At 37.1% G+C, this 14,881-nt stretch carries 12 protein-coding genes and 4 tRNA genes; 7 read left to right on the plus strand and 9 right to left on the minus strand.

What is annotated here, in order from left to right:
- Window positions 1-11 precede the first annotated feature (11 nt).
- On the minus strand, window positions 12-1,283 hold the full coding sequence (locus HXK94_002715) for a serine hydroxymethyltransferase (GenBank protein QTI96158.1): 1,272 nt from the start codon (window positions 1,281-1,283) through the stop codon (window positions 12-14).
- Window positions 1,284-1,433: 150 nt separating this feature from the next.
- Between HXK94_002715 and HXK94_002720 the strand changes: the two genes are divergently transcribed.
- Window positions 1,434-2,963: a UDP-N-acetylglucosamine 1-carboxyvinyltransferase gene (locus HXK94_002720; GenBank protein ID QTI96159.1), complete on the plus strand. Its 1,530-nt coding sequence runs from the start codon at window positions 1,434-1,436 to the stop codon at window positions 2,961-2,963.
- 31 nt (window positions 2,964-2,994) lie between these two features.
- Here HXK94_002720 and HXK94_002725 read toward each other — a convergent pair whose 3' ends face one another.
- The 3 genes from HXK94_002725 to HXK94_002735 all read right to left on the minus strand — a co-directional run bounded on the left by HXK94_002725 (window position 2,995) and on the right by HXK94_002735 (window position 4,101).
- Window positions 2,995-3,396 (minus strand): hypothetical protein, encoded by a 402-nt coding sequence (locus tag HXK94_002725; GenBank protein ID QTI96160.1) that lies wholly within the window; start codon window positions 3,394-3,396, stop codon window positions 2,995-2,997.
- A 91-nt stretch (window positions 3,397-3,487) separates the two neighbouring features.
- Window positions 3,488-3,564: transfer RNA gene (locus tag HXK94_002730), tRNA-His, on the minus strand.
- 45 nt (window positions 3,565-3,609) lie between these two features.
- Window positions 3,610-4,101 carry a hypothetical protein gene (locus HXK94_002735; GenBank protein ID QTI96161.1) on the minus strand — a complete coding sequence of 164 codons (492 nt, stop codon included), beginning with the start codon at window positions 4,099-4,101 and terminating at the stop codon, window positions 3,610-3,612.
- A 79-nt stretch (window positions 4,102-4,180) separates the two neighbouring features.
- Here HXK94_002735 and HXK94_002740 point away from each other — a divergent pair.
- The 4 genes from HXK94_002740 to HXK94_002755 all read left to right on the plus strand — a co-directional run bounded on the left by HXK94_002740 (window position 4,181) and on the right by HXK94_002755 (window position 5,086).
- Window positions 4,181-4,255 (plus strand) — tRNA-Gly (locus HXK94_002740).
- A gap of 106 nt (window positions 4,256-4,361) precedes the next feature.
- A tRNA-Arg gene (locus HXK94_002745) sits at window positions 4,362-4,438 on the plus strand.
- Between the two features lie 7 nt (window positions 4,439-4,445).
- The gene (locus HXK94_002750; protein QTI96162.1) at window positions 4,446-4,964 is read left to right on the plus strand and encodes an rRNA adenine N-6-methyltransferase family protein; all 519 of its coding nucleotides are present in this window, start codon (window positions 4,446-4,448) and stop codon (window positions 4,962-4,964) included.
- A 45-nt stretch (window positions 4,965-5,009) separates the two neighbouring features.
- A tRNA-Lys gene (locus HXK94_002755) sits at window positions 5,010-5,086 on the plus strand.
- 52 nt (window positions 5,087-5,138) lie between these two features.
- On the opposite strand, the gene HXK94_002760 is transcribed toward HXK94_002755, so the two are convergent.
- On the minus strand, window positions 5,139-7,514 hold the full coding sequence (locus tag HXK94_002760) for an ATP-dependent Clp protease ATP-binding subunit (GenBank protein QTI96163.1): 2,376 nt from the start codon (window positions 7,512-7,514) through the stop codon (window positions 5,139-5,141).
- Complete coding sequence (locus tag HXK94_002765; GenBank protein QTI96164.1) at window positions 7,511-7,981, minus strand: hypothetical protein; 471 nt, start codon at window positions 7,979-7,981, stop codon at window positions 7,511-7,513. Before HXK94_002765 ends, HXK94_002760 begins: the two co-directional genes overlap by 4 nt.
- A gap of 132 nt (window positions 7,982-8,113) precedes the next feature.
- On the opposite strand from HXK94_002765, the gene rny reads away from it, so the two are divergent.
- On the plus strand, window positions 8,114-9,619 hold the full coding sequence (gene rny, locus HXK94_002770) for a ribonuclease Y (GenBank protein QTI96165.1): 1,506 nt from the start codon (window positions 8,114-8,116) through the stop codon (window positions 9,617-9,619).
- 41 nt (window positions 9,620-9,660) lie between these two features.
- Here the strand turns inward: rny and HXK94_002775 are convergent, their stop codons facing one another.
- The 3 genes from HXK94_002775 to HXK94_002785 are packed head-to-tail and all read right to left on the minus strand — an operon-like array spanning window position 9,661 to window position 13,819.
- On the minus strand, window positions 9,661-10,890 hold the full coding sequence (locus HXK94_002775) for a hypothetical protein (protein ID QTI96166.1): 1,230 nt from the start codon (window positions 10,888-10,890) through the stop codon (window positions 9,661-9,663).
- A gap of 9 nt (window positions 10,891-10,899) precedes the next feature.
- A complete protein-coding gene (locus HXK94_002780; GenBank protein QTI96167.1) occupies window positions 10,900-13,395 on the minus strand; it encodes a hypothetical protein in 2,496 nt (831 codons plus the stop codon).
- On the minus strand, window positions 13,388-13,819 hold the full coding sequence (locus HXK94_002785; protein ID QTI96168.1) for a hypothetical protein: 432 nt from the start codon (window positions 13,817-13,819) through the stop codon (window positions 13,388-13,390). The genes HXK94_002780 and HXK94_002785 overlap by 8 nt, the downstream gene beginning before the upstream one ends.
- A gap of 194 nt (window positions 13,820-14,013) precedes the next feature.
- Here HXK94_002785 and HXK94_002790 point away from each other — a divergent pair, with 194 nt between their 5' ends.
- A complete protein-coding gene (locus HXK94_002790) occupies window positions 14,014-14,868 on the plus strand; it encodes a hypothetical protein (GenBank protein QTI96169.1) in 855 nt (284 codons plus the stop codon).
- The last annotated feature ends 13 nt before the right edge of the window (window positions 14,869-14,881 follow it).

Here is a 14,881-nt window from a genome sequence, read left to right on the forward strand (position 1 = left end):
GTATTCAAATTTTATAGATCGCTCGGCAACGGGAAAAGTCTTGCAAAATCAGCAACTTCTTTTTTAACTTTTGCGAGCTCTTTAGGGTTGTCACGATTTTCGATTGCAAATCTCATCCATTCGGCAATTCGCTCCATTTGTTCCTCTTTCATACCTCGAGAAGTTATTGCTGGAGTTCCTAGGCGGATTCCACTCGGCGTAAACATTGATAACTTATCGTTAGGGATCGAATTAGCGTTTAGTGTTAATCCAATCTTATCCATCGCGCGTTCTGCCGCTTTGCCATCAATTCCAAAACTAGAATAAACATCAACCAAAATTAAGTGATTCTTTGTCCCACCTGTAACAAGCTTAAATCCTCTTTTCGAAAGCTCTTCCGCTAGTTTTTTAGCATTTTTTACAACCTGATTAGCATAATTTTTAAATTCTGGTTGAAGAGCCTCATAAAATGAAACCGCTTTCGCTGCAATTGAGTGCATCTGCGGCCCGCCTTGCGTTCCTGGAAAAACACTTCTATCAATTAAAGTCGGCAGATTCTCAAGAGTTTTTTCTGGTTTTTTGAGCGGATTTCCCACTTTTCCGTTTGAGAGAATCATTCCTCCGCGTGGACCACGCAGAGTTTTATGTGTCGTGGTTGTAACTACATTAAATCCATAGTCAAACGGGTTTTCAAGAACGCCGCCCGCAATTAGCCCAGCGATATGCGCCACATCAGCCATTAACATTGCACCATATTTTTTACCAATTTTCGAAATTCGAGCATAATCTATTTCGCCAGGATATGCTGAAAATCCTACAAGGATAATTTTAGGTTTGTATTTTTCGGCCATTTCTTCAATTTGGTTGTAATTTATTTCACCATTTTCATCCAAACCATATCGTATAAAGTTATAGATTTTTCCACTTCTTGTGACTGGTGAGCCATGTGTTAAATGACCACCTTGAGCTAAATCCATTCCAAGAACAGTGTCGCCGACCTCCAGCCAAGCATTATAAACTGCTTCATTTGCATTTGCTCCACTATGAGGTTGAACATTTGCATGGTCGCATTTAAAAAGCTTTTTAGCACGTTCAATTGCTAAAGATTCAATAATATCTGTATTTTCCTGACCACCATAATATCTTCTTCCGGGGTAGCCTTCAGAATATTTATTCGTTAAAACAGACCCGAGAGCTGCTAAAACCTCTCTCGAAACATAATTTTCGCTCGGGATTAATTCTAACCCTTCTCGTTGGCGATATTCTTCACTTTCAATTGCGTCAAAAATTTTTTCATCAAACATAAAAATCTCCTTTTATTTAAAGCATTCCTAAATACAAAACCAGTATAAAATATCGCTATATCATTCTCATATTTTACCACAGTTAATATTTAAATACAAAATCTTAAAAAATACTTGCGTTTTTTATATCATAAGTAGTATAATTCTATTATGAATAATGAAAAATCCTACCTAGAAAAAATCGGTCAGTTAATTCAAGAATATCGGCTTCACCAAAATCTAACCCAAGCTGAATTAGCTGAAAAAATTGGTACATCGCAAAGCGCAATAAATCGCATCGAGAGCGGTAAACAAAATATTACCGTTGAAATGCTTGCACGTATTTCAGAGGAACTTTCTAGCGAAATTATATCTGTTAATTCCCAGAAAAAAACCAATTTTCGAGTTCATGGTGGCCGTGAGCTTTCTGGAGAAATCGAAGTTAAAACTTCAAAAAATGCTGCAGTTGGATTACTTTGCGCCTCTCTCCTAAACAAAGGAAAAACCACTCTTCACCATGTTGCAAAAATCGAAGAAGTTAATAGGATCCTTGAAGTTTTAAATTCGATCGGCGTCAAAACAAAATGGTTAAATGATTCCAATGACCTAGAAATTATACCACCAAATGAATTAAATTTCGAAAATATGAATATTGATTCAGCTAAGCGAACTCGCAGTATTTTAATGTTTTTTGGACCACTCCTACATCAATATTCCAACTTTCAAATTCCTTTTTCGGGTGGTTGCAATCTCGGAACTAGAACTGTTGAGCCACATCTTGCTGGTCTTAAGCACTTTGGGGCAAATATCGTTGCAGAAACGGATTATTACGATGTCATAAATGAACCCAAAAAGGTTGAAAAAGCTATTCTTTTGACCGAACGCGGTGATACAACTACCGAAAATATCATTATGGCCGCTGCGCTTTCAGGCCAAAAAATCACTATTCGCAATGCTAGTCCAAACTATATGGTTCAAGATTTGTGCTTCTTTTTAGAAAAATTAGGTGTTAAAATTGAAGGAATCGGTACTACAACATTAGTAATTCACGGGGTAGATAAAATAAACAAAGATGTTGAATATTATGTTAGCGAAGACCCGATTGAATCTATTACATTCGTTGCTGTTGCTCTAGTGACAAATTCAGAAATTACTATTAAACGCGCACCTATTGAATTCAACGAACTCGAGCTCGCAACGCTCGAACAAATGGGTGCAAAATTTGAAATTAGCCCCGAATATCTTTCGAGAAATAAAAAAACTCGCTTAGTTGATATTACCGTTAAAAAATCAAAGCTACACGCCGCAAAAGACAAATTGCATGCACTACCTTTCCCTGGGATAAATATGGATAATTTACCTTTTCTAGGCCTAATTGCCACAGCCGCAGAAGGTAGAACCTTAGTTCACGACTGGAGCTACGAAAATCGCGCAATTTATTTTACGGAACTTTCAAAGTTAAATGCTAGAATTGAGCTCGTTGACCCACACCGTGTTTACATATCCGGTCCGACAAAATGGAAACCAGCTGACATTATCGCTCCAAGTGCGCTTCGCCCAAGTGTTGTTGTTTTGATTGCAATGCTTGCCGCGCCAGGAATTTCAACTTTGCGCGACGTCTACAATATTAATCGCGGATATGAAGACTTTGCCGAACGATTAAATTCGCTTGGCGCAAAAATTGAAACTTTATTTTCATAATTAAATAACTCCCGACACTGGGAGTTTTTTATTAATCTAGAGAACACTTGTGCTTATTATAATATTCTCTAGCATTTCTACACATACGATTAACAGTCTCAGAGCTATAATTGTTTATATTTTCAAGTATATACTTCATAACTCTCAAATTAAATTTAACCACCGAACTTTCACTTAACTCTTCACCATTTAGGATTTCAAAAATTGTCATGATCTCAATCTCCGTATCAATATTCTCCATCTCAGAGCTTTCTCTAAGTATGTCTTGAGCTGCTAAAATTAACGATGATTCAATAATTGTTAATATTTTAATATATTCTTTCTCTAGACTCTGAAAGCTTACGTGAAAAGAGAGGAATTCCTGAAAAGTATTAACAAATTTATCATGCATATTCTCAGTTAACCTAATATCTTCAAGGTTCATTTTGGCCATTTTTGTTCCTCCTTGGCAAAAAACTAGTCAAAATTATACCATATTTTATATTTTTAGTCAAATAAAAAAGAGCTTTACGCTCAAATTTACTTGGGGCGAATGATGGGATTCGAACCCACGGCCTCCGGTGCCACAAACCAGCGCTCTAACCAACTGAGCTACATCCGCCATAGCTTTAACAATTTTAACACACCCCCAGTTAAAAATCAAGCTTTAAAATTTTGGTTTAATTTCTGGTTGAAAATTTTTTGTAATATTTTGCGTGGATTGTGAGATTCCAGAAGAGCCATAAAAACCAGCCATTCCCGACTGGGAAACATTATCGAATCGATTTTCGCTATCCATTCCTTGTGCTTCCATTCTCATTCTAGTTGCTCGGTCGATTTGATCACCGGTAACCGTATTTTTTTGGCGATTAGAGTTAAACATATAGTCATTATTTTCTCTTTCAATACGCTTTTGACGAATTTGATCAAGGGCTGTCATTGATGATTCCATTTTAGTTTTTTGCGCCATTCTTAGTTGACCTAATTTCGAATCACCATAAGAACGAATTCTTGATTTACGATAATCGACTGCCTGACGCTGACTAAAACTTTGTGTGCTAGCAGCGCCAAAACGTCTACCAGATTGAGCTTTAGCGTAACCGCTAGAGTGAGCAACTTCTTCCAAGTTAGATTTCACGACATAATCATTCAGTTTCATGTTATTATATTAACATAAACATGTTATTTTTTCAAAAAAGTGTTGCTTTTATAGAAAATCTTTGTTATAATATTTTTATGCGGGCGTCGTATAACGGCTAATATACCTGCCTTCCAAGCAAGTGATGAGAGTTCGATTCTCTCCGCCCGCACCATTTGATCTTTTTTGTTTTAGCATAAGCCTCCACTATCTGGAGGTTTTTGCTTTAAAATAAACATATGGACTTTTTTTAAAAAAATTGATATAATTATTTTAGGTACGCCCCCGTAGCTCAGTGGATTAGAGTAAGAGGTTTCTACCCTCCTGGCCGTAGGTTCGAGTCCTACCGGGGGTACCAAGTTTTTATGGAAATTATTTTTTATTTATTACTAACACTTTTCGGCATAATTATCGCCGTTTTTCTTTTGACTGTTTTATTTGGTGCGCCATATGTCCCAACTCACAAAAAAGAACTTATTAAACTCTTTAAAGCTATCAATCTTTCTGAAAAAGATACATTGGTTGATATTGGATCAGGCGATGGTATTGTTTTAAAAATGGCAAGTAGTTTTAATGCTCGCGCAATAGGTTTTGAGATCAACCCATTTCTTGTGCTTTTTTCAAAAGTTAGACTTCGAAAATGTAAAAATGTTCAAATTTACCTTAAAAATTTTTGGACGGTTTTTCCTATAGAAAATATTACAGTTTTCTACACCTTTGGTCATCAGGAAAGAATTCATAAAATGCTCAATTTATCTCAAATTCAAGCTAATGCACAAAAATCGCCTCTTCTTTTTATAAGTTATGGTTTTGAAATTAAAAATTTAAAACCCTTCAAAATATCTGGAGCTCATTTTGTTTATAAAATAAGTCCTAAAAAATAAAAAAGACTTTATTTTTAAAAATAAATATGCTATAATACAAGTATTGGGCCAGTAGCTCAGCCGGTTAGAGCACCTGCCTCTTAAGCAGGGTGTCGAGGGTTCGAGCCCCTCCTGGCCCTCCAAAAAATGAATTTAAAAATCGACGATTATATCGCCGATTTTATTTTTTATATTTTAACTTTGCTGAACAATATCCGGTGTAATCTCAATGTTTGAACCAGGCTGAGCTTCACCCGAAAGCATTTTTCGTGCAATTGTGTTCTCCACAACACGCTGAATTACCCTTCTCATTGGTCGAGCTCCCAATTTTGGATCGTAGCCCATCTCCGCAAGCATCAATCGTGCTTCAGGCGTAACTGAAACTGAAATTTTTTGCCCAGCAAGGGTTTTATTTACTCCTGCAATCATAAGATCAATAATCTGCAATAGATTTTCTTTTGTGAGTGGCTCGAAAACAACAATCTCATCAAAACGGTTCAGGAATTCAGGCCTAAATTCACGACTAGCTATCAAATCATTTACGATGACTTCTTCGGCGCTCGTAGAATCATAACCGCGTGCAATAAGTTCTTGAATCCTTTCTGCTCCAGCGTTAGATGTAGCAATAATAATCGCATCTCTAAACGAGACTTCCCGGTTTTTCTCATCACGCAAAATACCTTCATCCAAAACTTGCAAAAGTGCCGTCAACACATTCGGGTGCGCTTTTTCAATTTCGTCTAAAAGCACAACCGAAAAAGGTTTTTTCATCATTTGAGCAGTTAGCGAACTCGCATCTCGCGATCCATCCGCAATCAACCGTGAAACATCATCAAGATTCACATATTCATTCAAATCAAGACGAATAATATTATCTTCGCCATTAAAATATACTTCAGAAAGCGCTTTCGAAAGCTCAGTTTTTCCAACACCAGTTGGACCAAGGAATAAGAATGTTCCAATTGGTCGATTCTGGTTTCGAACTCCGGTTCTTGCTCGACGCAAGGCATTTGCAACTACTGAAACAGCCTTTTCCTGTCCAACCATTCGTGCATGAAGTAGATTTTCTAGATTCAGAAGAGTTTCCTTTTCTTCATCAACGTTTGCTGTCGAAATTTTAACATTCATAGTTTGCTCAATAGCTTTTTCAACCGAGCTAGCTGTAACAATCTTATTCTCAGCAAAACCGGCGGACATTTCCAGTAATCTAACCGCTCGACCTGGCATCTCTAAATCAAAAATATACCTTTGACTTAGTCGATAAGCTTCTTTAAGTGCTTGAAATTGATATAAAACTCCGTTTTGGTGTTCGAAAAGTAAAAGCTTGTCCTGCATAACCGCCAAAGTTTCATCATAATTGGCCGGATTTACTTGTAGCCTATTCATTGCCTGCGCTAAGGCTGGATTTTTAGCTGAAATCTGTAAAAATCTCTGCTCGTCCATAGTTAAAATCATACGTAAAACCCCGCCTTGAATTATCGGTAGAAGCAAGTTCGAAACATCAACTGAACCAACCCCGTCTTCGAAGAATAATTGTGCATTATCAAGACAAATAATAATATTTTTAGCAGCATACGCTTCATTCAAAACATAATTTAGTAAATTCTCAATTTCACCGCGCCCAGGAGCCGCAGCAATCAACGAAGATGCATCCAATGAGATAACTTGTCTAAATTTTAGATTTGAAGGTATTTTTTCATTACCATTAGCGATTTTTGCCGCAAAAGAATTTACAACCGTCGTCTTTCCAACACCATCAACACCAATAAGAGCAATGTTTTGCTTACCTTGACCGCTAAATTGTTCAATCATCTTCGAAACCAGCTCTTTGTGCTGCTCTAGATTAGAAGACATTAAAATATTATTTGATACCTGGTTGGTAATATTTACCCCGAAACGATTCAATGTTGGCGTATATCCGAACGACCAGTCTCTTGCGATTCCACCAGTTTTCATCGGAATCTTAGATTTATTAATTAGCGAAAAAATATGGTCATGCCAAAGGACACCCCTCTCAAGATCTTCAAAATCAACATAAAATTGAGCTAAAAGTGTTTCATAATTTGGAAAATTTCGAACAATAGCTAAAACTAAAACTGACCCTGAAACAGTTTTAGTTTTTAATTTTTGTTGAATTTGAAGCGCAGTTTGAAAAATATTTTCTGGAGAATTTTGCGGAATCTGAACTAGACTTTCTATTGTAGTTTTTCCAAGCCCAAACCTAGCCGCAATAAACTTTCCACCAGAACTTTCAAGAACAACTTTAGCAATCTGTTCACTTGTTGGGTTTTTTGACAACCTGCCGAGTATATTGCTTGCCATTTGCCCTTCAATAGTGAATTCTGCCGAAGGCGCCAATCTATGCAATTCACCGTTCCACCAGTTAATCAGTATTGTTACAACCGAAACAATAGCTAAAACTATCCAGCCCAAAGCCGAATCCATAAAAATCAAAGAAAAACCACTTATAGCGCCAACAATCTTAAGTAAATTTAAGAGGGGTAAAAACAACCTTAAAATATTCATTAAGCGTGATTTTTTTGCTCGTAAATGGTTATAATTAAAACTCATAGCCAACCCCTTTTCTTTGTTTTAGCTGGTTTCACTTCTTTCTTTAAGCTACTATTTTTTTGCCAAGTCATAAAATCATCACGGATTTTTGGGACAATTTTTGGTGTCCAGCCTGTTGTAAAAATAACAACAAGAACTAATGGTAAAACCGGTAAAACTAACCATAACAATAATAAAACCAAGCCCCATAAAGCTTTAAATGCAATAAAAAATACACCAATTATCATCACTATTGTTCTTAAAAAAGCACCAATAAACCGTGAAAAAAGCTTGTCAAAGAATTTTCGAATTCGAACTTCAAGTGAAACATTCGAAACCGCAATCGCATCAATCTGGCGAAACGGCGAAAACCAAGTTTTTACTAATAATCCAAGAGAAAAAGTATCTATTGACCGCTCAACTCCATCTAATATTTTTTCTGCACGCCAAGCTAGACCTTTTCCATACCACCAAGTTAAAAAAGACATAAACATAATTAAATTATACACTAAAATATTTTTTTTCGCAATTTTGAAAAATAACTTTTTTATGGTAAAATGGGTTTGGGCATAGTAATTGCTTTTTGATTTTTTAAATTAATTTTTGATGAAAGGAAAAATATGGATATACTGATAGCTGCGCTTGGCGTTCTGTTTGGCGGTGCTGGAGCTTTTACGTATCAAAAAATTAAATCTGCAAATGCAAAAAATAACTCCGATAAAATTATCGCCGAGGCAAGAAAAAAGTCAGCCGAAATCCTAGAAAGAGCTAATGAAAAAGCATTAAGAATTACCGAAAAAGCTAACGAAGATGAATCTGAACGACGCAAGGAAATTCGAAAAACCGAAAATCGTTTGGCTGAGCGCGAAGAATCACTCGATCGAAAGCTTGATCAGATTGATTCTCGCAATGAAAAGCTTCGAAATGATGAAATGGAAGTTGAAAAACTTAAAAATGAAGTTAAGGAAATTCGAAAAAAACAGCATGAAAAACTCGAGAAAATTGCTAAACTTTCGAAAAAAGAAGCTGCCGAGAAAATCCTTAAACTTACCGAAAAAAGCGTAACTCAAGATATGATAAACCTAGTTGCAAAACTTCAAAAAAATGCAACTGAAGATGCCGAGGAACGCGCTCAAACAATTTTAGTTTCAGCTATGGAAAGAATTTCTAGCGAAGTTACAGCCGAAAGAACCGTCACTGCTCTTAAGCTCCCAGACGACGAGATGAAAGGCAGAATTATCGGAAAAGAAGGTCGCAATATTCAAGCCCTTCAGCGCGAAACTGGCGTAGATATCCTCGTTGACGACACTCCTGGAATGGTTGTTTTATCAAGTTTCGACCCTGTCCGCCGCCAAATTGCTAGACTTGCGCTTGAATTGTTAATGAAAGACGGCCGAATTAACCCTGCACGAATCGAGGAAGTTGTAGAAAAAGCAGAGCGCGAAATTAATAAAGAAATCAATCGTGCCGGTGAAGATGCTGCACGAGAAGTTGGGCTTTCTGGCTTACCTCGTGAAATGTTACGGCTTTTGGGTGAACTAAAATTTCGAACAAGCTATGGCCAAAATGTTCTTAAACATTCAACCGAAATGGCTAATGTTGCTGGACTCATCGCTGAAGAGATTGGTGCAAATGTAACAATCGCCAAAACTGCCGCACTATTCCACGATATTGGAAAAGCTGTAACTCATAAAATTGAAGGAAAACACGCCCAAATCGGTGCTGAACTTGCTGAAAAATACGGCATGGATCCACGCGTAGTTAATGCCATAGCTGCGCATCACGAAGATGTTGAAGCTACTACGGTCGAAGCAATTATAGTTAAAATAACTGACGCAATGAGTGCTTCTCGACCAGGAACAAGAAATGCTTCTGCTGAAAACTTTGTAGAACGAATGCGCGAACTTGAAAATGTTGCTACAAGTTTCAAAGGTATAAACAAAGCTTACGCAATCTCAGCTGGTCGCGAGATTCGAGTAATTGTTTCTCCTGAAGCCGTTGACGATCTTTCAGCAATTAAAATGGCTCGAGATATTGCCGATAAAATTGAAAGCACAATGCAATATCCTGGCGTAATTAAAGTTAATATTATACGAGAAACTCGAGCAATCGAATACGCAAAATAACTTAAACCAAATAAAATAGCCTTTCGAAAGGCTATTTTATATTACTGGTTTTTACAGTTAACGTTCGAATTACTCAATCTTGTTACTGAAAAGTCTTTACAAATAGGTTCTTTTTCGTTTTTAGTTTGCGCTGAGAACAAAGGAACCGGAAAGCTAGTATCGTTAAATCCAATCCTACTCTCCACGCGCCTTAACTGTGTGTTAGCACGACCAGTTGAATCAACTTTTGGCTGAACACCAGCAAAATCAACAACATTATCACCATTTAACAATTCAACTTCAAAGTTCGAATCATTCATTAAAGGCGTTAGGCGCAAATATAGAACATCACGAGGATCGACACTTCGGCCAATATTTACCGTCGTTTGGCAAGCATATGTATTAGAATTCGCATCCATTCTATCCGAACACCTTGTAAAAGTGTAGTCGGTAGTTGCATCTGAAGAAGAGTCATTTCTTCGAACCCTTGGCATATTTGGTGCATCTGGACTTAATAAGCTACTACTATTACTGTTTACTGGATAAAAAAGCATTTCACTTGCACCGTTTTTATCATCTGGGTATGGCGTATCCATAATTGAAGACGACCTTTCAACGCCTGGAATATAACCATAGAATTGAGCTTTCAAAATAGCAGGTCGGTTTTGGTTGCGCCAGTTTCGTGAATCAATCCTTGGGCGTACCGATGGATTACTTAATGAGTCTAATGCGATATTATTGCCATTTGTCATATTTTCTCTTGAATGCCATCGAATACGCACACGATTGAATGCTGTAGTACCCCTAAGATTAATCACCGAAGGCGAACCGTCATTAGTTCTTCCTAGAAAATCAGCAGTATTCATTCTTAATTTTACACATGTATACGCCTGGTTTAAACTTGCATCGTTACTTGCTCCACCGGCTCCAGAGGTTGTTTGAATAATTGTTTCACTGTTAGCATTTCCAATTCCTGCTGTAGCTAAAACATAGCAACTATCACTCCGGATTGCATCTCTCATAGCATTACAATCATAGTGCCCCCCTTCAAAATCACCTGTTCCAGATGGCCCACAGGCCGATCGGAAGATTCGCAAAAACCTTTTCGCGTCTTCAACGCCAGCCTGCGCACTATCGTAAGCACTCTGTGAAAGATCCAACTTACTAGCTTGTTCTTGATCTCGAAACATAAGCCTAAGGAAGCTTGCCGACATAATCGAAACCAAAACACCAACAACAATAACGATAAATATCGAAACGCCACCTTTTTTAAAATTCTTATTACTCTTCATTGTTTCTCCTTAATATCGTACCGGAAGTTCCTTGGTATAAGTTGTTACGATCTTTCCTTGGCCACCAGATTGTGCTTGTCCCCACAAATAAGTATCTGCAGATTGTTTGATAATTTCTGCCGGCTCCGAAAGAGAACTGGCAGTTTTTCCATCAGAACCATGCGTTCGCCACAATTTGAGCGTATTAGAAAGTGTTCCACCCCGAATCTGCAACTGCTCGTTACAATTTCCTGTTGTAACATTTTGTATATTTTGAAGACCATTTACAGCACAAGTGTTGATAGTTCCCTTAGCAATCAACCAAGCATCGATTCTTTTCACATTTTGATCAATAGTGATATTTCCATCTGCAATAATTATTATCTGTCTAAAATCACTATCGCTATTTACGGTCCTATCATCATTGGTAATATCACTAATAATCCGAAGGTTCTTACCATAAATAACCTTAGTTGTTCTGTCTGCACTAAAACCACCTATTTGCTCTGTATCATCATAAACATTAACTGTCATTTCTGAATTATTTGTATTTTGTCGAGGAAATTTAGATGCAATCGAACTAATAACCGAATCAATACTTGGAGCTCCTTGTCCAAAATTACCTATTGAAGTATAGTTTTCAATAGCTAATCGACGTGTGCTTTGTGAAGATTCTGTGCGGAAATTTCGAATATTTCCACCTGTTATAGCTTCATACTCAACCCAAGAACCTAATACTCCTTCTTTTGTTGGAGATAAGCTAGTTCTAATACCTGCGCGAGAAAATACACCATTTCCCCAGAACTGAACTTTTGGCTTTTTTACAACCTTAATACAGATTGGCGCACTGTGCCTCCACTGATTATTGTTTGCTTCTTGATCAGCCTTACTTTGTGTATCGCTCATCTTATATGGTGAAATTGAAAGCGCCACACAATACCTTGTTCCAGCTTCAGCTCCTTCTTCAATTTCAGGAATAAAGTCCGCAATTCTTGTATTTCTATCATACGATCTTCCAGAGCTATCTTCTCTAACAACTCTACAATTTTCTAACACCTGATAAACTTCTGAGTAGAAATTGTTTGCAGCACAAGTATCACCGTTTTCGTTATCTCGCCTATTATTTACGGTTACGCGACCTTCCCTGGCAGCAGGAACGCGCCAAGTTGTAATTTTGTATCTTATCGGAGAAGTTCCCGTTCCGTTGTCAGGCACTTCAATTTCTTCACCATTATTTGGATCTGGTGGAATTCTACCATCGGTTGGCACATCAATATCACCACCCGAACAGTTTTTAATTTTATCTATCTTCACACAAGGAGTAACATCAAAATTATATGGAACATATACACAAGCTTCATTTGTTCTTTGATTAAATCTGTTACGGTTGTCTGTACCTCCGGGCTGAGACTCAATACTGTACGCCATACTTGAACAAATAGTTTTTCCAGCCATTTGTTTGGTAACTTTAAATATTTCACCATTTTCATTTGTACTGTTAACCGTATCTGTTAAAAGACCTTGGTTAATTAAAGTTTTACGAGATTCATAGCCATATCTTCGCCAAATAAATCCACCATGATTACTAATAGTTGTATCACCACTACCATTATTTCTAAATGTAGTATAAGATCCAAAACCTTGAACATCAGGCTTGTTGAAATCTTTACCGATTACAGTATGTTTAAACGAAACCCACTGGCCAACTTTTGCAGTTTGTGGATTGTTTCGACCATTGCTTTTAAATCTTGTATCATCAGATCTAATGCTTTGGCTCGAATTCAATACCGCAGCCTTGGTGCTTGACTCAACATTGAACTTAATTGGTGCGCTAATACGGATGCTTATATCGCGACTATAGCAGTTTCCAGGATTAGTAATAGGATTATCAACATACTCATACGGGTCTTTATCGGCGGGGTAAGGTGGCACGCGCTCTCCCGACTCTGCCTTAGCGCATTGGTGGAGAGAAAATGTAAGAAAATCACCATCTTTAAACTTATTAATAGCTTCTGACTTAACAATTACCGTTATGACGCCAGTACGTTTTAATTCCCCTGGTTGAGCACCATAGCTATGGGAAGCTCCTTGCCCAGCCTCGCCTTTTGCTTTGCCAGGAGAAGTGATAAGATATTTAGCATCATGACGGCCCGCATTAATCCTAACATTAACTGCAGAGCCTGATTGATATGTATTCTTACAAGGTAAAACAGCAGTGTTTATATAAAAAACCCTCTTATCCTCACTAAGCTCAAAGTTCTTCTTTTCATAAATGGCGTTAATGTTTTTATCGCCATTTTCATCAGAAGAGATCCAGTTTGCCGTTGCAATATAATTATCACCACCATATTTCTCGAAAAATGTCGTGCCTCCACCGTAAAGAACCTCATACATTGTAAATTTTCTACACGCATCTCGCAACTGTCTTTGCACAACTCCAGGTACGTCTGCACTTGCGCCTTTAGAAAAAGATATAACGCCAAATAGGGCTAGCGCTATAGCTAAAAAGATTTTTTTACTATCCATTAATAGCATCCTCTACGCTATTAATTTGAACCCCAGAAGGGTCCATTCTATATATATTGCGTATATTTTCAATTTTAAGACTTGGGCTTTGGCCTTTTTCTACCAATTCTTTTAGAGTTTTATATGTTTCTTCTTGATTTTTTGTACCAATCGAGAACCTTATCGCTACACAGTTAGCATCTTTCTCGTTTCCCGACATTTTTGCAATTTCTTCACCCAAAGCTTTTGAGTTTTTCTCATATGCATCTTTTGGCCCTTTTATATTGTTGTATTTATCGATAATTTTATCATCACAAACTGTTCCAACAGAGCTCTTTACTTTAGTTATATCGTTGTTGTATCTAACAAACTGAAAAATGTTTGCTCCCAAACTTAAAATAGCAATAGTTAAAACTAAGCCAAGCGTTATTTTATGCCTCTTCATTTTATAATTTCCTTCCACCTTTATAAAAAAATATAGTTTTCCTAAGCCCCATTATAAACAAAAGCGTTATAAAAATCAAGTTTTTATAACAAAATTACAAAATTAGCTTGACATTTTTTATATTTTATGGTATTATTTAAGCAGAGTTGATTTTGTACTTTAAAAAACACATTAGATAGATAGGGGTGACAATTATGTCTACTAACAATATTAAAAAATTTGCGAAATATGGTCTAGTTTTGGTTGCAGCTATTACAATTGCAACAGCTGCTCAAGCTCAACAAGGTACTATGCAAAAGGTATATGCTGACGAAACTACTACTCAGTTTACTGCAGATAATTCTCGTATGTTTTATCTGAAATACACCTTATCAGATCAGCCTGAAATAACTTGGATGCAAGGAGCTGTAGTTGGTCCTAATGGGTATACAGTACAGGCACCTGACGATGTTGATGGGTATCCATACTACACAATAACAGGACCTCAAGGTAACCAGTACTCTGTCGGTGATAAAATCACTACGGAAGAACCTGGACTGTTTGGTCACACCAACCCAGAAGATGATGCTTTAAATTATCTTTACTACAAAACAGATCCTAATGCTTCAACAAGTGAGGCACCTGCGCCAAGTACTTCACCTTCAACAAGTGAGGCAGCAAACAAGGATCATGCAGTAGAAAAACCATCTCAAAAAGCAGATGATAAAACTACTGCAACTGATAAAGCTAAAAACGCTACCGATAAGAAAACCGATAGCAAAAAAGCTAAAGATCAGGTGAAAACTGAAAAATCTAAAGGTGCTACTGTAGCAGCTAAAGATGATTCTACAAGCAAAAAAGCTGAAGCGTCTGCTCCAGCAGAACAAGCAAAAGCCGTAAAAGCTAACACTAACGCGAATTCGCAAGACAATATTGTTAAAGAAGCTGATGGTACAGTAGATACCGCAGCAGTTCATAATGACAATAATGGTGGAGCAATCCTAACAATGTTAGGATTAGTTAGTGCAGCTTTTATTGGGCTGTTCAAAAATAAAAAAGAAGAAAAATAATGCTTTTCTTCTT

Source organism: Candidatus Nanogingivalaceae bacterium (genome assembly GCA_015257795.3).
Taxonomy (GTDB): domain Bacteria; phylum Patescibacteriota; class Saccharimonadia; order Saccharimonadales; family Saccharimonadaceae; genus Nanogingivalis.